The sequence below is a fragment of the Streptomyces sp. NPDC006551 genome, assembly GCF_040611675.1.
In the GTDB taxonomy this organism is placed as follows: Bacteria; Actinomycetota; Actinomycetes; order Streptomycetales; family Streptomycetaceae; genus Streptomyces.
In genome coordinates, this window is record NZ_JBEXOT010000012.1 from 38,119 (window position 1) to 53,669 (window position 15,551).

At 70.7% G+C, this 15,551-nt stretch carries 19 protein-coding genes; 15 read left to right on the forward strand and 4 right to left on the reverse strand.

Annotated elements, in window-relative coordinates; all coding sequences use genetic code 11:
- Positions 1 to 72 precede the first annotated feature (72 nt).
- On the forward strand, positions 73 to 393 hold the full coding sequence (locus tag ABZY12_RS14555) for a hypothetical protein (protein ID WP_356889991.1): 321 nt from the start codon (positions 73 to 75) through the stop codon (positions 391 to 393).
- 91 nt (positions 394 to 484) lie between these two features.
- The gene (locus tag ABZY12_RS14560) at positions 485 to 1,564 is read left to right on the forward strand and encodes an amidohydrolase (RefSeq protein WP_356889993.1); all 1,080 of its coding nucleotides are present in this window, start codon (positions 485 to 487) and stop codon (positions 1,562 to 1,564) included.
- A gap of 72 nt (positions 1,565 to 1,636) precedes the next feature.
- Here the strand turns inward: ABZY12_RS14560 and ABZY12_RS14565 are convergent, their stop codons facing one another.
- From ABZY12_RS14565 to ABZY12_RS14575, 3 genes are read right to left on the reverse strand one after another with little or no spacing between them, the layout of a single operon-like run.
- Positions 1,637 to 2,626 carry a COX15/CtaA family protein gene (locus tag ABZY12_RS14565; protein WP_356889995.1) on the reverse strand — a complete coding sequence of 330 codons (990 nt, stop codon included), beginning with the start codon at positions 2,624 to 2,626 and terminating at the stop codon, positions 1,637 to 1,639.
- A 54-nt stretch (positions 2,627 to 2,680) separates the two neighbouring features.
- Entirely contained in the window at positions 2,681 to 3,454 is a 774-nt protein-coding gene (locus ABZY12_RS14570; protein WP_356889997.1) for an ABC transporter permease, read from the reverse strand.
- Positions 3,451 to 4,386: an ABC transporter ATP-binding protein gene (locus tag ABZY12_RS14575; protein ID WP_356889999.1), complete on the reverse strand. Its 936-nt coding sequence runs from the start codon at positions 4,384 to 4,386 to the stop codon at positions 3,451 to 3,453. The genes ABZY12_RS14570 and ABZY12_RS14575 overlap by 4 nt, the downstream gene beginning before the upstream one ends.
- A 111-nt stretch (positions 4,387 to 4,497) precedes the next feature.
- Between ABZY12_RS14575 and ABZY12_RS14580 the strand changes: the two genes are divergently transcribed.
- The 10 genes from ABZY12_RS14580 (at position 4,498) to ABZY12_RS14625 (ending at position 12,391) form a co-directional block, all read left to right on the forward strand.
- Complete coding sequence (locus tag ABZY12_RS14580) at positions 4,498 to 5,268, forward strand: DUF72 domain-containing protein (protein WP_356890001.1); 771 nt, start codon at positions 4,498 to 4,500, stop codon at positions 5,266 to 5,268.
- A gap of 103 nt (positions 5,269 to 5,371) precedes the next feature.
- Positions 5,372 to 6,100 carry a metalloregulator ArsR/SmtB family transcription factor gene (locus ABZY12_RS14585; RefSeq protein ID WP_356890003.1) on the forward strand — a complete coding sequence of 243 codons (729 nt, stop codon included), beginning with the start codon at positions 5,372 to 5,374 and terminating at the stop codon, positions 6,098 to 6,100.
- Complete coding sequence (sufB, locus tag ABZY12_RS14590; RefSeq protein WP_356890005.1) at positions 6,097 to 7,512, forward strand: Fe-S cluster assembly protein SufB; 1,416 nt, start codon at positions 6,097 to 6,099, stop codon at positions 7,510 to 7,512. The genes ABZY12_RS14585 and sufB overlap by 4 nt, the downstream gene beginning before the upstream one ends.
- A gap of 113 nt (positions 7,513 to 7,625) precedes the next feature.
- On the forward strand, positions 7,626 to 8,807 hold the full coding sequence (gene sufD, locus ABZY12_RS14595) for a Fe-S cluster assembly protein SufD (RefSeq protein ID WP_356890007.1): 1,182 nt from the start codon (positions 7,626 to 7,628) through the stop codon (positions 8,805 to 8,807).
- Positions 8,807 to 9,124, forward strand: a complete 318-nt coding sequence (locus tag ABZY12_RS14600; RefSeq protein ID WP_356890009.1) for a bifunctional 3-phenylpropionate/cinnamic acid dioxygenase ferredoxin subunit — start codon at positions 8,807 to 8,809, stop codon at positions 9,122 to 9,124. Before sufD ends, ABZY12_RS14600 begins: the two co-directional genes overlap by 1 nt.
- 7 nt (positions 9,125 to 9,131) lie before the next feature.
- A complete protein-coding gene (gene sufC / locus ABZY12_RS14605; RefSeq protein WP_356890011.1) occupies positions 9,132 to 9,899 on the forward strand; it encodes a Fe-S cluster assembly ATPase SufC in 768 nt (255 codons plus the stop codon).
- A complete protein-coding gene (locus tag ABZY12_RS14610; RefSeq protein WP_356890013.1) occupies positions 9,896 to 11,164 on the forward strand; it encodes a cysteine desulfurase in 1,269 nt (422 codons plus the stop codon). The genes sufC and ABZY12_RS14610 overlap by 4 nt, the downstream gene beginning before the upstream one ends.
- 9 nt (positions 11,165 to 11,173) lie before the next feature.
- Positions 11,174 to 11,635 carry a Fe-S cluster assembly sulfur transfer protein SufU gene (gene sufU, locus ABZY12_RS14615; RefSeq protein WP_356890015.1) on the forward strand — a complete coding sequence of 154 codons (462 nt, stop codon included), beginning with the start codon at positions 11,174 to 11,176 and terminating at the stop codon, positions 11,633 to 11,635.
- Positions 11,632 to 11,970: a metal-sulfur cluster assembly factor gene (locus ABZY12_RS14620; RefSeq protein WP_352186260.1), complete on the forward strand. Its 339-nt coding sequence runs from the start codon at positions 11,632 to 11,634 to the stop codon at positions 11,968 to 11,970. The genes sufU and ABZY12_RS14620 overlap by 4 nt, the downstream gene beginning before the upstream one ends.
- A 55-nt stretch (positions 11,971 to 12,025) precedes the next feature.
- Complete coding sequence (locus tag ABZY12_RS14625; RefSeq protein WP_356890018.1) at positions 12,026 to 12,391, forward strand: VOC family protein; 366 nt, start codon at positions 12,026 to 12,028, stop codon at positions 12,389 to 12,391.
- Positions 12,392 to 12,394: 3 nt separating this feature from the next.
- Here ABZY12_RS14625 and ABZY12_RS14630 read toward each other — a convergent pair whose 3' ends face one another.
- Positions 12,395 to 13,456: an oxidoreductase gene (locus ABZY12_RS14630; protein ID WP_356890020.1), complete on the reverse strand. Its 1,062-nt coding sequence runs from the start codon at positions 13,454 to 13,456 to the stop codon at positions 12,395 to 12,397.
- A 63-nt stretch (positions 13,457 to 13,519) separates the two neighbouring features.
- Between ABZY12_RS14630 and ABZY12_RS14635 the strand changes: the two genes are divergently transcribed.
- Genes ABZY12_RS14635 through dapD form a run of 3 tightly spaced genes read left to right on the forward strand, consistent with a single transcriptional unit; the run spans position 13,520 to position 15,505 of the window.
- Positions 13,520 to 13,840 (forward strand): multidrug efflux SMR transporter, encoded by a 321-nt coding sequence (locus ABZY12_RS14635; RefSeq protein WP_356890022.1) that lies wholly within the window; start codon positions 13,520 to 13,522, stop codon positions 13,838 to 13,840.
- The gene (locus tag ABZY12_RS14640) at positions 13,840 to 14,478 is read left to right on the forward strand and encodes a TetR family transcriptional regulator (RefSeq protein WP_356890024.1); all 639 of its coding nucleotides are present in this window, start codon (positions 13,840 to 13,842) and stop codon (positions 14,476 to 14,478) included. Before ABZY12_RS14635 ends, ABZY12_RS14640 begins: the two co-directional genes overlap by 1 nt.
- Positions 14,479 to 14,521: 43 nt before the next feature.
- Positions 14,522 to 15,505 (forward strand): 2,3,4,5-tetrahydropyridine-2,6-dicarboxylate N-succinyltransferase, encoded by a 984-nt coding sequence (gene dapD, locus ABZY12_RS14645; RefSeq protein WP_356890026.1) that lies wholly within the window; start codon positions 14,522 to 14,524, stop codon positions 15,503 to 15,505.
- Positions 15,506 to 15,551: the final 46 nt, after the last annotated feature.

Genomic DNA, 15,551 nt, shown 5'->3' on the forward strand with positions numbered 1-15,551 from the left:
GCCGGAGCGCGTGGGCAAGACCACGTGCCCCGGCCGTCGCCAGTGCATCTACCGCTCGGTAGCATCCTGTTCATGGCAGACACCAAGCAGGCAGAGCGCAAGGCGGCCAAGCTCGCCAAGCAGATCCAGGCGTTCTCCCAGAAGCACGGCGGCGCCGAGGGGCAGCTCGCCTACATCGGCCAGATGGGCACCCGGATCGTCCTCGTGGGCGAGGACGGCGGCTGGGGCGACCTCGTCGCCCCCTCGTACCCCGTCGCGCAGCAGGCCGCCGAGAAGGCCGGTCTCACCCTTCACGACGAGTTCGACGGCGAGTTCGCCGCGAAGGTCGTCACAGGCCCCTACGAGTGGACCCGGATGGCGGGCATCCAGATCGGCGGCCCGTCCAACAAATGAGCGGGCCCCCTCGTTTGTCACAAAAGCAACAACCTTGCGCGGGGCTCACCCGTTAGGACGTGTGGAAGCACGTCCACACAGGGAGCCCCCGATGATCGAGACCCCGAGCCTGGTGGACCAGCACTGCCACGGGGTGCTCCGCACGGAGCTCGGCCTCGGCACCTTCGAGGCCGGTCTCGGCGTGGCCGCCGGGCCCGCCGCGCCCGGCACCACCTTCTTCGACACCCAGACCGGCTTCGCGGTACGCCGCTGGTGCCCGCCGCTGCTCGGTCTGGAACCGCACTGCCCGCCGGCCCGCTATCTCGCCCGCCGCCGGGAACTGGGCGTTCTGGAGACCGGGCGCCGACTGCTGCGCGCCTCGGGGATCTCCACCTATCTGGTGGACACGGGGTTGCCGGGTGACCTGACAGGGCCCGCCGAGATCGCCGCCGCGGCCGCCGCCGACGCCCATGAGATCGTCCGGCTCGAGCCGCTCGCCGAACAGGTCGCCGACACCTCGGGGACCGTCGACGCGCTCCTGGCCAACCTCTCCGAGGCCGTCCACGGCGCGGCCGCGACCGCCGTCGCCTTCACCTCGGTCGCGGGGGTGCGCAGAGGGCTGGTGTACGCGTCCGACCCGCCGGGGCCCGGCGAGGTGCGCGGGGCCGCGGGCCGGTGGCTGGCCCGCCGGCCGGCCGGGGGCCGGCTCACCGACCCCGTACTGCTGCGCCATCTGCTCTGGATCGCCGTCGCCTCCGGGCGTCCGCTCCAGCTGCAGGCGGGGGCCGAGGACCCGGCCCGCCTCGCCGGCTTCGCGGCGTCGACCAGCGGACTCGGCACCGACCTCGTGCTGCTGCACGGATACCCGTACCACCGCCAGGCGGCGCAGCTCACCCAGGCCTTCCCGCACGTGTACGCCGACCTCGGCCCCGTCCTCGCCCGGACGGGGGCCCGCGCCGCCGCCCTGCTGGCCGAGATCCTGGAGCTGGCGCCCTTCGGCAAGCTGCTCTTCTCCAGCGGCGCCCGGGGGCTGCCCGAGCTGCACGTCGTCGCCGCGAGCGTCTTCCGCGGCGCGCTCGACCGCGTGCTCGGCGAGTGGGTGGGCGACGGCGCCTGGTCCCGTACGGACGCGCAGCGCGTCGCCACCATGATCGCGGCGGGCAACGCCCGACGTGTGTACGGACTCGCCTAGGTCGTGTCCGGCCGGGGGATCAGGGCGGCGCAGTTCCGAGGCGCTCTCCGGCGGAGAGCGCCTCGGCGGGCGTCAGACGGAGGCCGGGACCGGGTCCGTCTGGGCCGGGATCCCCGGGGTGGACACCGGGCGCTCGCGCAGGCTCAGCGCGAGGCGCAGCACGGCGATCCACATCAGCGAGGAGCCGAGCATATGGGCGCCGACCAGCAGTTCGGGAACGCCGGTGAAGTACTGGATGTAGCCGAGCCCGCCCTGCGCGAGCAGCACGATCAGCAGATCGCGGGCGCGCGCCCGGGTGTCGTCGGGGGCGTCCACCACCCGCAGCACCAGCCACATGGCGAGCGCGAGCGCGCAGACGACCCAGGCGGCGATGGCGTGGAGGTGCGCGGCGGCGGTCCAGTCCCACGGCATGCGGGGGACCTCGCTGCTGTCACCGGCGTGCTTGCCGGAACCGGTCACACCCGTGCCGAGGACCATCAGCAGCACGGAGACCCCGACGATCGCCCACGACAGCTTGCGGACCGGTCCGGGGACGCGGGGCCGCGGGGTCGTGTCGCCCTCACGGGCGCGCTGCCAGGTGATCACGGCGACGGTCAGCAGCCCGTTGGCGGCCAGGAAGTGACCGGCGACCGTCCACGGGTTGAGGTCCATCCACACGGTGATGCCGCCGAGGACCGCGTTGAGCATCACGACCCAGAACTGGAGCCAGCCGAGCCGGGTCAGCCCGCGCCGCCACGGCTTGGTGGAGCGCGCCGCGATGATCGCCCAGCCGACGGCGGCCGACAGGACGTACGTCAGCATCCGGTTGCCGAACTCGATCGCGCCGTGGATGCCCTGCTCGGGCGTGGCGAAGAGGCTGTCGTCGGTGCACTTGGGCCAGGTGTCGCAGCCGAGACCGGAGCCGGTCAGCCGGACCGTGCCGCCCGTGACGATGATGACCACGCTCATCACGACGACGGAGAGCGCGGCGCGCCGGAGCGTCCGGGGGGACGGGGTCCAGCGCTGGGCGATGAAGGCGAGGGGGTTCAGCACGGCCCCTATCGTAGGCGGGGGCTTGTGCACGCTTTCACGAGGGGTGGGGTACGGGAGAGGTTGTCCCGGAACGTCACACCGCGGTCACTCCCAGCGGAAGAGCTTCGCCGCCGCTCCGAGACCGAGCACCGCCCACACCGCGAGGACCGCCGCCTGGCCCCACCTCAGGGTCGCGCCGCCCTGGAGGACGTCGCGCAGGCCGTCCGAGAGCGCGGAGATCGGCAGCAGTTCGAGGACGGAGCGGGCCGCGTCCGGGAACCTGTCCAGCGGCACGATCACCCCGCCGCCCACCAGGAGCAGCAGGAAGACCAGGTTGGCCGCGGCCAGCGTCGCCTCGGCCTTCAGCGTGCCCGCCATCAGCAGCCCCAGGCCCGAGAAGGCCGCGGTGCCGAGGACGAGCAGCAGCAGGACCGAGAGCGGGTCGCCCTGCGGGGACCAGCCGAGACCCAGGGCGATCAGCGTCAGGAGGGTGATCTGGAGCACCTCGGTGACCAGCACGGACAGGGTCTTGGCCGTCATCAGCGCCCAGCGCGGCAGCGGCGACGCGGCGAGCCGCTTGAGCACGCCGTACCGGCGCTCGAAGCCGGTCGCGATGGCCTGGCCTGTGAAGGCGGTGGACATCACCGCGAGCGCGAGAACGCCCGGCGCGAGGAAGTCGACGGCCTTGTCCGCTCCGGTGTCGACGACGTCGACCGTGGAGAAGAGCACCAGCAGCAGCGAGGGGATGATCACGGTGAGCAGGAGCTGCTCGCCGTTGCGCAGCAGCATCCTCGTCTCCAGGGCCGTCTGCGCCGCGATCATCCGTCCGACGGGGGCCGCTCCCGGCTTCGGCGCGTAGGTACCCGTACCGCCGCTCATCCGCGCAGCTCCTTGCCGGTCAGTTCCAGGAAGACGTCTTCGAGGGTGTGGCGTTCCACCGTGATGCCGTCCGGCATCACGCCGTGCTGGGCGCACCAGGTGGTGACGGTGGCGAGCAGCTGCGGGCCGACCTCGCCGCTGATCCGGTACGCCCCCGGGGTCAGCTCCGCGGCGGCCGTGCCGTCGGGCAGGGCCTTGAGCAGTGAGCCGAGGTCGAGGCCGGGGCGGCCGGTGAAGCGCAAGGTGTTCTCGGCGCCGCCGCGGCACAGCTCCTCGGGGCTGCCCTGGGCGGCGACCTTGCCGGCGTCGATGATGGCGACGTCGTCGGCGAGCTGCTCCGCCTCGTTCATGAAGTGGGTGGTGAGGACGACCGTGACGCCGTCGGCACGCAGTTCGCGCACGAGGTCCCAGGTGGCGCGGCGGGCCTGCGGGTCGAGTCCGGCGGTCGGCTCGTCGAGGAAGACCAGTTCGGGACGGCCGACGACGGCCATCGCGAGCGCCAGGCGCTGCTGCTGGCCGCCGGAGAGCCTGCGGTATGCGGTCCGGCCGCAGGAGCCGAGGCCGAGGCGCTCGATCAGGGCGTCCACATCGAGGGGGTGCGCGTGCAGCCTGGCCACGTGGCGGAGCATCTCGTCGGCGCGGGCGCCGGAGTAGACGCCGCCGGACTGGAGCATCACGCCGATCCGGGGGCGCAGTGCGGCCGCGTCGGCCACCGGGTCGAGGCCGAGGACGCGGACGGTGCCGGCGTCGGCCTTCCGGTATCCCTCGCAGCTCTCGATCGTGGTGGTCTTCCCGGCTCCGTTGGGGCCGAGGACGGCGGTCACGGTGCCCGCCCGCACATCGAGGTCGAGGCCGTCGACGGCGGTCTTGGCTCCGTACCGCTTGACCAGGCCGCGTACCCGGACGGCGGTGTCGACGGACTCTTTTCGCATGCCGGGAAGTCTAGGACCCCGCTCGGGGGTCCGGTCCGCGGCCCTGGACCGGGCACCTTCCGGCCCCGTCCCGGGGCGGGTGAGCCGCCTGGTACGGGGAAGGCGCGGCGTATGCCCGTGTTCGTCGGCACCTCCGGGTGGCAGTACCGGGACTGGCGCGGAGTCCTCTATCCCGAGGGCGTGCCCCAGCGGCTCTGGCTGGAGGAGTACGCGCGCCGGTTCGTCGCCGTGGAGAACAACAACGCCTTCTACCGGCTGCCCGAGCGCCGCATCTTCGCCGAGTGGCGGGACCGTACGCCCGACGGGTTCGTCATGGCGGTGAAGGCCAGCCGCTTCCTCACCCACGTCAAGCGGCTGAAGGACCCCGAGGAGCCCGTCGAGCGGCTGATGGGCCGGGCCGAGGCGCTGGGGGACCGTCTCGGGCCCGTCCTCCTCCAGCTGCCGCCCACGCTCCGCGCCGACGCCGGGCTTCTGGACGCCGTCCTCGTCCGTTTCCCAGGGGTGCGGGTGGCGGTCGAACCGCGGCACGTCTCGTGGTGGACCGAGGAGATCGCGTCGCTCCTCGCGGCCCGGGGTGCCGCCCTGTGCTGGGCTGACCGGGGATCGAGGCCGGTGACCCCCCTGTGGCGGACGGCGGACTGGGGCTATCTGCGGCTGCACGAAGGCCGGGCGAGACCGTGGCCGGCCTATGGGCCGCGGGCGCTCGCCACCTGGGCGGACCGGCTCGCGGCGACGTGGCCGGACGGGGCGGACGTGTACGTGTTCTTCAACAACGACCCGGGTGGCGCGGCCGTCCGGAACGCGGTCTCGTTCGCCGGTGCGGTGGCCTCGGCCGGACGGAGGGCGATGCCTCCGGCGGGCGGTGCGAGCGCCTCGGAGTGATCGTTTCTGCAGGTCAGGTAAGCCTTACCTGAGTGACGCACGGCACCGTGCCCCGCTCCGGCGTCGCTTGTCACTCCTCAGGGAATTAAGCAACAATGGCGTTGTGAAAAACGTCGGTGAGGCTCCGGTGGAGGAACTCGCGACCGGTGAGCGGTCCACCCGCAACCGGGTCGCGCGGTCCATCCTGGATCACGGACCGTCGACCGTGGCCGATCTCGCGCAGCGGCTCCGCCTCACCCAGGCGGCCGTGCGCCGGCATCTCGACTCGCTCGTCGCCGAGAACGTCGTCGAGGCCCGCGAGAAGCGCGTCTACGGCGCCCGCACCCGCGGTCGCCCCGCCAAGGTCTTCGCGCTGACCGACTGCGGCCGGGACGCCTTCGACCAGTCGTACGACTCGCTGGCCGTGGACGCCCTGCGCTGGATCGAGAAGAACGCCGGTGGGGAAGCGGCCGTCGCCGCCTTCGCCCGCGACCGGCTCGAAGCCCAGGCGGAGACGTACCGCGAGGCCGTCGAGGCGGCCGACCCCGACCAGCGCACCGAGGCTCTCGCCAAGGCGCTCAGTGCCGACGGGTACGCTGCCACCGCGCGGAACGCGCCGGTCGGCGAGCAGCTCTGTCAGCATCACTGCCCGGTCGCCCACGTCGCCGAGCAGTACCCCCAGCTGTGCGAGGCGGAGACGGAGATCTTCTCCCGCCTCTTGGGAACGCACGTCCAGCGTCTGGCCACCATCGCGCATGGTGACGGCGTCTGCACCACGTTCATCCCGCACGGCGCCCCACAGACCACCCCATCAGAAGCATCCGCAAGCACGGCCGGGAGGAACCCCGCATGACCACCGAGATCAGCCACCCCGAGCTCGAGGGCCTGGGTCGGTACGAGTACGGCTGGGCCGACTCGGACGCGGCCGGTGCCACCGCGAAGCGCGGTCTCTCCGAGGCTGTCGTCCGCGACATCTCCGAGAAGAAGAACGAGCCGGAGTGGATGCTCAAGCTGCGGCTGAAGGGTCTGCGCCTCTTCGACAAGAAGCCCATGCCCAGCTGGGGCTCCGACCTGTCGGGCATCGACTTCGACAACATCAAGTACTTCGTGCGGTCCACCGAGAAGCAGGCCGAGTCCTGGGAGGACCTGCCGGAGGACATCAAGAACACGTACGACAAGCTCGGCATCCCCGAGGCGGAGAAGCAGCGCCTCGTCGCCGGTGTCGCGGCCCAGTACGAGTCCGAGGTCGTCTACCACCAGATCCGTGAGGACCTGGAGGAGCAGGGTGTCATCTTCGTCGACACCGACACCGCGCTGAAGGAGCACGAGGAGCTCTTCCGCGAGTACTTCGGCACCGTCATCCCGGTCGGCGACAACAAGTTCGCCTCGCTGAACACGGCCGTGTGGTCCGGCGGATCGTTCATCTACGTGCCGAAGGGCGTGCACGTCGAGATCCCGCTGCAGGCCTACTTCCGTATCAACACGGAGAACATGGGCCAGTTCGAGCGGACGCTGATCATCGTCGACGAGGACGCCTACGTCCACTACGTCGAGGGCTGCACCGCCCCGATCTACTCCTCGGACTCCCTGCACTCCGCGGTCGTCGAGATCATCGTGAAGAAGGGCGGCCGCTGCCGCTACACGACGATCCAGAACTGGTCGAACAACGTCTACAACCTGGTCACCAAGCGCGCCGTGGCCTACGAGGGCGCGACCATGGAGTGGGTCGACGGCAACATCGGCTCCAAGGTGACCATGAAGTACCCGGCCGTCTACCTCATGGGCGAGCACGCCAAGGGCGAGACCCTGTCCATCGCCTTCGCGGGTGAGGGGCAGCACCAGGACGCCGGCGCCAAGATGGTCCACATGGCCCCGAACACCTCCTCCAACATCGTCTCCAAGTCGGTGGCGCGAGGCGGCGGCCGCACCTCCTACCGCGGTCTCATCGAGATCGGCGAGGGTGCCCCGGGCTCCAAGTCGAACGTCCTGTGCGACGCGCTGCTCGTCGACACGATCTCCCGCTCGGACACGTACCCGTACGTGGACGTCCGCGAGGACGACGTCTCCATGGGCCACGAGGCCACCGTCTCCAAGGTCTCCGAGGACCAGCTCTTCTACCTGATGAGCCGCGGCATGACCGAGTTCGAGGCGATGGCGATGATCGTGCGCGGCTTCGTCGAGCCCATCGCCAAGGAGCTGCCGATGGAGTACGCCCTCGAGCTGAACCGGCTGATCGAGCTGCAGATGGAAGGCGCGGTGGGCTAGCAGCCCCGGCCACCCGGCCACCCGGCCACCCCTCGCGGGGGCCCGCGCGACGGGCCCCCGCGAGCTTCCCGCAGCGAACGCACCGAACGCAGAAAGTGAGCACACCGACAGCCATGGCTGACGCTCAGAACATCCCGGCGGGCTCCACCACCGCCGGCTCGATCGCGGTGGCCGCCGAGTCCACCGTCGCCACGCGCATGAGCGCCCCCCCGTCCTTCGACGTCGCGGACTTCCCCGTGCCGCACGGCCGCGAGGAGGAGTGGCGGTTCACCCCGCTGGACCGCCTGCGCGGACTGCACGACGGCACCGCCGTCGCCACCGGCGAGGGCGTCAAGGTCGAGATCGAGGCCCCCGAGGGCGTCACCGTGGAGACCGTCGGCCGTGACGACGCGCGGCTCGGCAGGGCCGGCACGCCCGTCGACCGGATCGCCGCGCAGGCGTACTCCTCCTTCGAGAAGGCCTCGGTCGTCACCGTCGCCAAGGAGTCCGTCCTCACCGAGCCCATCCGGATCGCCGTGCACGGCCAGGGCGGCGTCGCCTTCGGCCACCAGGTGATCGAGCTCGGCGCGTTCGCCGAGGCCGTCGTGGTCATCGACCACACGGGCGACGCGGTGCTCGCCGCCAACGTCGACTACCTCCTCGGCGACGGCGCGAAGCTCACCGTCGTCTCCGTCCAGGACTGGGACGAGAAGGCCGTCCACGTCGCCCAGCACAACGCGCTGGTCGGCCGCGACGCCTCCTTCAAGTCGGTCGTGGTCACCTTCGGCGGCGACGTCGTCCGCATCCACCCGCGCGTCGCGTACGCGGGCACCGGCGGCGAGGCCGAGCTCTTCGGCCTGTACTTCACCGACGCCGGCCAGCACCAGGAGCACCGCCTCCTCGTCGACCACAACACCCCGCACTGCAAGTCGAACGTCGCCTACAAGGGCGCGCTGCAGGGCCAGGACGCGCACGCCGTCTGGATCGGTGACGTCCTCATCCAGGCCAAGGCCGAGGGCACCGACACCTACGAGCTCAACCGGAACCTGGTCCTCACGGACGGCGCCCGGGTCGACTCCGTGCCGAACCTCGAGATCGAGACCGGCGAGATCGCCGGCGCTGGTCACGCCTCGGCCACCGGCCGCTTCGACGACGAGCAGCTCTTCTACCTGATGGCCCGCGGCATCCCGGAGACCGAGGCCCGCCGCCTCGTCGTCCGCGGCTTCTTCGCCGAGCTGGTCCAGCAGATCGGCCTGCCGGACGTCCAGGAGCGCCTCATCGCCAAGATCGAGGCCGAGCTGGAGGCTTCCGTCTGATGGCCTTCGTCCGAGTCTGCGCACTGAGCGAGCTGGAGACCGACACCCCCAAGCGGGTCGAGATCGACGGCACGCCGGTGTCGGTCGTGCGGACCGAGGGCGAGGTGTTCGCGATCAACGACATCTGCTCGCACGCGAACGTCTCCCTCTCGGAGGGCGAGGTCGAGGACTGCGCCATCGAGTGCTGGCTGCACGGCTCCAGCTTCGACCTCCGCACCGGTAAGCCGTCCGGCCTTCCCGCGACGCGCCCCGTCCCCGTATACCCCGTAAAGATCGAAGGGGACGATGTGCTCGTCTCCGTCACCCAGGAGTCCTGAGTCACCCATGGCAACGCTTGAAATCCACGACCTGCACGTCTCCGTCGAGGCCGAGAACGGCCCCCGGGAGATCCTCAAGGGTGTCGACCTGACCATCAAGCAGGGCGAGACCCACGCCGTCATGGGCCCCAACGGCTCCGGCAAGTCGACCCTGGCGTACTCGCTCGCCGGCCACCCCAAGTACACGGTCACCGGCGGCACCGTCACCCTCGACGGCGAGGACGTCCTGGAGATGTCGGTCGACGAGCGCGCCCGCGCCGGCGTCTTCCTGGCCATGCAGTACCCGGTCGAGGTCCCCGGTGTCTCGGTCTCCAACTTCCTCCGCACCTCCGCCACCGCCCTCCGCGGCGAGGCGCCCAAGCTGCGCACCTGGGTGAAGGAGGTCAAGGAGGCCATGGAGAAGCTCCACATGGACCCGGCCTTCGCGGAGCGCAACGTCAACGAGGGCTTCTCCGGTGGTGAGAAGAAGCGCCACGAGATCCTCCAGCTGGAGCTCCTCAAGCCGAAGATCGCGATCCTCGACGAGACCGACTCCGGCCTCGACGTCGACGCCCTGCGCATCGTCTCGGAGGGCGTCAACCGCGTCCGTGAGACCGGCGAGGTCGGCACCCTGCTGATCACGCACTACACGCGGATCCTCCGCTACATCAAGCCCGACTTCGTGCACGTCTTCTCCGGCGGCCGCATCGTCGAGTCCGGCGGCGCCGAGCTCGCCGACAAGCTGGAGAACGAGGGTTACGAGGCCTACAGCACGAAGGGTGGCGCATCCGCGTGACATCTGCCCATCAGGGGCTCTCCGGCCTCCTCGACACCGAGGCGATCCGCAAGGACTTCCCGCTCCTGGATCGCGTGGTCCACGACGGCAAGAAGATCGTGTACCTGGACTCCGCGGCGACCTCGCAGAAGCCGCGCCAGGTGCTCGACGCGCTCAACACGTACTACGAGCGTCACAACGCCAATGTCCACCGCGGCGTCTACACGGTCGCCGAGGAGGCGACGGCGCTGTACGAAGGCGCCCGTGACAAGGTCGCCGCCTTCATCAACGCGCCCAGTCGCGACGAGGTGATCTTCACCAAGAACGCCTCCGAGTCGCTCAACCTCGTGGCCAACATGCTGGGCTGGGCCGACGAGCCCTACCGCGTGGACCACGAGACCGAGATCGCCATCACGGAGATGGAGCACCACTCCAACATCGTGCCGTGGCAGCTGCTCTCGCAGCGCACGGGCGCGAAGCTGAAGTGGTTCGGCCTCACCGACGACGGCCGTCTCGACCTCTCGAACATCGAAGAGGTCATCACCGAGAAGACCAAGATCGTCTCGTTCACGCTGGTGTCGAACCTGCTCGGTACGGTCAACCCGGTCGAGACGATCATCCGGCGCGCGCAGGAGGTCGGTGCGCTGGTCTGCATCGACGCCTCGCAGGCGGCCCCGCACATGGTGCTCGACGTGCAGGCGCTGCAGGCGGACTTCGTGGCCTTCACCGGCCACAAGATGTGCGGCCCGACCGGCATCGGCGTGCTGTGGGGACGGCAGGAGCTCCTGGAGGACCTGCCGCCCTTCCTCGGCGGCGGCGAGATGATCGAGACCGTCTCGATGCACTCCTCGACGTACGCGCCGGCCCCGCACAAGTTCGAGGCGGGTACGCCCCCGATCGCCCAGGCCGTCGGCCTCGGCGCGGCCGTGGACTACCTCTCGGCGATCGGCATGGAGAACATCGCGCGCCACGAGCACGCGATCACCGAGTACGCCGTCCGTCGCCTCCAGGAGGTTCCGGACCTGCGGATCATCGGCCCGACGACGGCCGAGGACCGCGGCGCGGCGATCTCCTTCACGCTCGGCGACATCCACCCGCACGACGTGGGCCAGGTCCTCGACGAGCAGGGCATCGCGGTCCGTGTCGGTCACCACTGCGCGCGGCCCGTCTGCCTGCGGTACGGAATTCCTGCGACCACGCGAGCGTCGTTCTATCTGTACTCCACCCCGGCCGAGGTCGACGCCCTGGTCGAGGGTCTGGAGCACGTACGGAACTTCTTCGGCTAGGGGATTCTCGTGAAGCTGGATTCGATGTACCAGGACGTCATCCTGGACCACTACAAGCACCCGCACGGGCGCGGTCTTCGGGACGGCGATGCCGAGGTGCACCACGTCAACCCGACGTGCGGCGACGAGATCACGCTCCGTGTGAAGTACGACGGGTCGCGGATCGAGGACGTGTCGTACGAGGGTCAGGGCTGTTCGATCAGCCAGGCCTCGGCGTCCGTGCTGAACGAACTGCTCGTCGGCAAGGAGCTGGCCGAGGCGCAGAAGATCCAGGGCACCTTCCTGGAACTGATGCAGTCCAAGGGCCGGATCGAGCCGGACGACGCGATGGAGGAGATCCTGGAGGACGCGGTCGCGTTCGCCGGTGTCTCCAAGTACCCGGCCCGGGTGAAGTGCGCGCTGCTCAGCTGGATGGCGTGGAAGGACGCGACGGCCCAGGCGATGGGTGACGCGGAGAGGAAGTCGGCATGACCGAGAACGCCGAGGCCACGATGAAGCCGGCCTCCGAAGAAGAGATCCGCGAGGCGCTGTACGACGTCGTCGACCCCGAGCTGGGCATCGACGTGGTCAACCTCGGGCTGATCTACGGCATCCACATCGACGACTCCAACGTCGTCACGCTGGACATGACCCTGACGTCGGCGGCGTGTCCGCTGACCGATGTGATCGAGGACCAGGCGAAGGCCGCGACCGACGGCATCGCCAGCGAGCTGAAGATCAACTGGGTCTGGATGCCGCCGTGGGGCCCGGACAAGATCACGGACGACGGTCGCGAGCAGCTGCGCGCGCTCGGCTTCAACGTCTGAGGTTCCCTGCCGGAAATCCGGTGAACGGCCATGCCCGCCAGGCAGACTGGCGGGCATGGCCGTTTCTCTGTATCAGATCGCTGTCGATGTCCACGATGCCAAGCGCCAGGCCGACTTCTGGACGCGGGTGCTCGACTGGAAGGTGTTCTACGAGGACGAGGAGGAGATCGTCATCGGCGCCGGGGAGAACGCGCTGCCCGGAATCGTCTTCCTGACCGTGCCCGAGTCCAAGACCGTCAAGAACCGGCTCCACCTCGACCTCTCGCCCGACGACCAGGACGCCGAGGTCGAGCGGATCATCGGACTCGGGGCCCGCCGGGTCGACGTCGGTCAGGGCGAGGACGTGAGCTGGGTCGTCCTCGCCGACCCCGAGGGCAACGAGTTCTGCGTGCTGCGCCCGAAGAAGTCCCTCACCGACTGAATCTCACGGGGTGAACGAGGGCTCCCCGGCCGCCTGGAGCAGGGCCGGGGCCAGGTTCTCCTTGCGGATGCGCTGGTCGACGTAGAGGAGGCTGGTCACCAGCGGCGGGAAGACCGAGGCGACGATCTGGCCGATCAACGACAGGATCAGGGTGATCGCCAGGAAGGGCGCGAGGTCGGCCAGGACCTCGCCCGGCGACTCGGGGGCGGTGGCACCCGCGGTGAAGGAGGCGGGGGTCGAGAACACCTGGGCGAAGGCCTGGAAGAGGGAGCCCGCCATCCCGGAGATGAGGCCGGCCACCAGCAGGGAACCGAAGATCCGCCACCACGAGCCGTCCACCAGACGCCACGAGCGGCGCATGGCCGCCACCGCGCGCTGCCGCTCGAAGACCGCCGCCGACGGGGCCAGGCTCAGCTTGACCCAGACCCAGGTCACCGGCGGGACGGTGGCCAGCGCGCCGAGCAGCGCGAGGACCGGCAGGGCCCACGAGACGGACCCCGAGCCGTCCGCCGCCGCGACGACCGCCACCATCAGCCCGATGAAGGCGGCACCGAAGAGCGCGATCGGCACCAGCATGAGCAGCATGGTCAGGAAGACCGTGCCGAGGACCGCCGGCATGCTCGCCCGGGCACGCCGCCAGACCGCGCTGAACGTGGTGGGGCGGCCGAGAACCGCCTCCTGGAGGACGGCCGGGCACGCCGCGTACATCACGCCGCTCGCGGCGATCATCGTGATCATGGCGACGAGCCAGACGCAGCCGAACGCGATCAGCAGCGGGCGGACGTCGTCCCAGGACGGTTCACGGCCGCTCGCGTCGAAGACCGCGGCCAGATGCTCGCCGACCGCCGCGTAGGCGAACCAGCAGGCCGCACCCACCACCAGCAGCGCGGTGCCGTAGGCCGCCCCGGTCACCCCGAGCAGCGGCTTCCAGTAACGGCCGAGGGTCGCGAAGGCGCCGGTCAGGATCTCGCTGAGCTTGAGCGGCACGAGGGGTATCACGCCGGGCTTCGGCGGGGGCGGTGGGGGAGCGTAGCCGTAGCCGTACGGTCCCGAGTGATGCGTCATGCGGGACACCGTAGCGGCAGGCGTTGCGTACGTCCGTACATATACTTGTGTACGCTTGTACGCATGGGATACGGACTGCTGGCCGGGGCGATCGCGGCGGAGATCGTGGGAACGACCGCCATGAAGTACAGCGAGGGCTTCACCCGGCTCTGGCCCTCGGTGATCACCGTCGCCGGCTATCTGCTCGCCTTCGCGCTCCTCGCGCAGACCCTGAAGACGCTCCAGATCGGCACGGCTTACGCGATCTGGTCCGGGGTGGGCACCGCCGCCGTCGCCGCGATCGGCATCCTCTTCATGAACGAGTCCGTCAGCCTCGCCAAACTCGCCGGGATCGCCCTGATCGTCGTCGGGGTGGCCGTCCTCAACCTCGGCGGTGCGCACTGATGGCCCGCGCCCGCCGCCACGACCCCGACCGGCGGCAGCGGATCGTCGACGCGGCCCTGCGGGTCGTGGGGCGGCGCGGCATCGCGGGGCTCAGTCACCGCACGGTCGCCGCCGAGGCGGACGTTCCCCTCGGCTCGACCACGTACCACTTCGCCTCCCTCGACGAACTCCTCGTCGCCGCGCTGCGCCAGGCCAACGAGGGCTTCGCGCGGACCCTGCGCGAGAGCGGTGCGCTCGCGGACCCCGGGGCGGACCTCGCCGGGGAGCTGGCGGGCCTGATGGGCGAGTGGCTCGCCGGCGCGCGGACGGGCGTGGAGCTGGAGTACGAGCTCTACTTGGCCGCCCTGCGCCGCCCCGCCCTGCGCCCGGTCGCCGCGGAGTGGACGGACGGCGTGACCGAGGTCCTGACACGGCGGACCGACCCGGTCACCGCCCGCGCGCTGGTCGCGCTCATGGACGGCATCTGTCTCCAGGTGCTGCTGACGGACACGGTGTACGACGCGGAGTACGCCCGCGAGATGCTGGCGAGGGTCCTCGCACCGACGGCCGCGGCCCTTCCGCCGGTCGAACGTCCGACCGGCGGGGCGGTCCCGTCGTCGGTTCCGCCGGAACCGCCCCGGAACCCGACCGACACCTGAGACCGGTTGGCCCGGGCGGGGGCCCGACCGTTAGGTTTTCCACATGACCACTGCTCCTCGCACCACCGGCGCCGTCGCCGCCGGCCTTGCCACCCTCGCCGCTGACGGCACCGTCCTCGACACCTGGTTCCCCGCCCCCCAGCTGACCGAGGCGCCGGGACCCGCCGGAACCGAGCGGCTCACCCCCGACGCCGCGGTCGACGCCCTCGGTGAGGGCGCCGCCAAGGCGATCGGCGTGGACGCCCGCCGGGGCGTCGAGGTGGTCGCCGTGCGCACCGTCATCTCCTCGCTCGACGACAAGCCGCTCGACACCCACGACGTCTACCTGCGCCTGCACCTGCTCAGCCACCGGCTGGTCAAGCCGCACGGCCAGAGCCTCGACGGCATCTTCGGCCTCCTCGCCAACGTCGCCTGGACCTCGCTCGGCCCGGTCGCCGTCGACGACCTCGAGAAGGTGCGCCTCAACGCCCGCGCCGAGGGTCTCCACCTCCAGGTGACCTCCGTCGACAAGTTCCCGCGGATGACCGACTACGTCGCGCCCGCCGGCGTCCGCATCGCCGACGCCGACCGCGTCCGGCTCGGCGCGCACCTCGCCGCCGGGACCACCGTGATGCACGAGGGCTTCGTCAACTTCAACGCCGGCACCCTGGGCACCTCGATGGTCGAGGGCCGTATCTCCGCCGGTGTCGTCGTCGGCGACGGCTCCGACATCGGCGGCGGCGCCTCCACCATGGGCACGCTCTCCGGCGGCGGCAACGTCGTCATCTCCATCGGCGAGCGCTGCCTGATCGGCGCCGAGGCGGGCGTCGGCATCGCGCTCGGCGACGAGTGCGTCGTCGAGGCCGGTCTGTACGTCACGGCCGGTACGCGCGTCACGATGCCGGACGGCGAGATCGTCAAGGCCCGCGACCTGTCGGGCGCCTCGAACATCCTCTTCCGCCGCAACTCGGTGACCGGCGCCGTCGAGGCCCGCCCCAACAACGCGGTGTGGGGCGGACTGAACGAGGTACTCCACAGCCACAACTGAGCGTGACCGATGCGAGTGACTCCGCGTTAGCAGGACGACGCGAATC

What these genes read in the sequence shown, in the direction of transcription:
- sufB (WP_356890005.1), top strand. Translation starts at nt 6,097, where the DNA reads ATGACCACCGAGATCAGCCACCCCGAGCTCGAGGGCCTGGGTCGGTAC.
- ABZY12_RS14570 (WP_356889997.1), bottom strand. Translation starts at nt 3,454, where the DNA reads ATGAGCGGCGGTACGGGTACCTACGCGCCGAAGCCGGGAGCGGCCCCC.
- ABZY12_RS14555 (WP_356889991.1), top strand. Translation starts at nt 73, where the DNA reads ATGGCAGACACCAAGCAGGCAGAGCGCAAGGCGGCCAAGCTCGCCAAG.
- ABZY12_RS14640 (WP_356890024.1), top strand. Translation starts at nt 13,840, where the DNA reads ATGGCCCGCGCCCGCCGCCACGACCCCGACCGGCGGCAGCGGATCGTC.
- ABZY12_RS14575 (WP_356889999.1), bottom strand. Translation starts at nt 4,386, where the DNA reads ATGCGAAAAGAGTCCGTCGACACCGCCGTCCGGGTACGCGGCCTGGTC.
- ABZY12_RS14625 (WP_356890018.1), top strand. Translation starts at nt 12,026, where the DNA reads ATGGCCGTTTCTCTGTATCAGATCGCTGTCGATGTCCACGATGCCAAG.
- ABZY12_RS14600 (WP_356890009.1), top strand. Translation starts at nt 8,807, where the DNA reads ATGGCCTTCGTCCGAGTCTGCGCACTGAGCGAGCTGGAGACCGACACC.
- ABZY12_RS14560 (WP_356889993.1), top strand. Translation starts at nt 485, where the DNA reads ATGATCGAGACCCCGAGCCTGGTGGACCAGCACTGCCACGGGGTGCTC.
- ABZY12_RS14635 (WP_356890022.1), top strand. Translation starts at nt 13,520, where the DNA reads ATGGGATACGGACTGCTGGCCGGGGCGATCGCGGCGGAGATCGTGGGA.
- sufD (WP_356890007.1), top strand. Translation starts at nt 7,626, where the DNA reads ATGGCTGACGCTCAGAACATCCCGGCGGGCTCCACCACCGCCGGCTCG.
- ABZY12_RS14580 (WP_356890001.1), top strand. Translation starts at nt 4,498, where the DNA reads ATGCCCGTGTTCGTCGGCACCTCCGGGTGGCAGTACCGGGACTGGCGC.
- ABZY12_RS14630 (WP_356890020.1), bottom strand. Translation starts at nt 13,456, where the DNA reads ATGACGCATCACTCGGGACCGTACGGCTACGGCTACGCTCCCCCACCG.
- ABZY12_RS14620 (WP_352186260.1), top strand. Translation starts at nt 11,632, where the DNA reads ATGACCGAGAACGCCGAGGCCACGATGAAGCCGGCCTCCGAAGAAGAG.
- sufC (WP_356890011.1), top strand. Translation starts at nt 9,132, where the DNA reads ATGGCAACGCTTGAAATCCACGACCTGCACGTCTCCGTCGAGGCCGAG.
- dapD (WP_356890026.1), top strand. Translation starts at nt 14,522, where the DNA reads ATGACCACTGCTCCTCGCACCACCGGCGCCGTCGCCGCCGGCCTTGCC.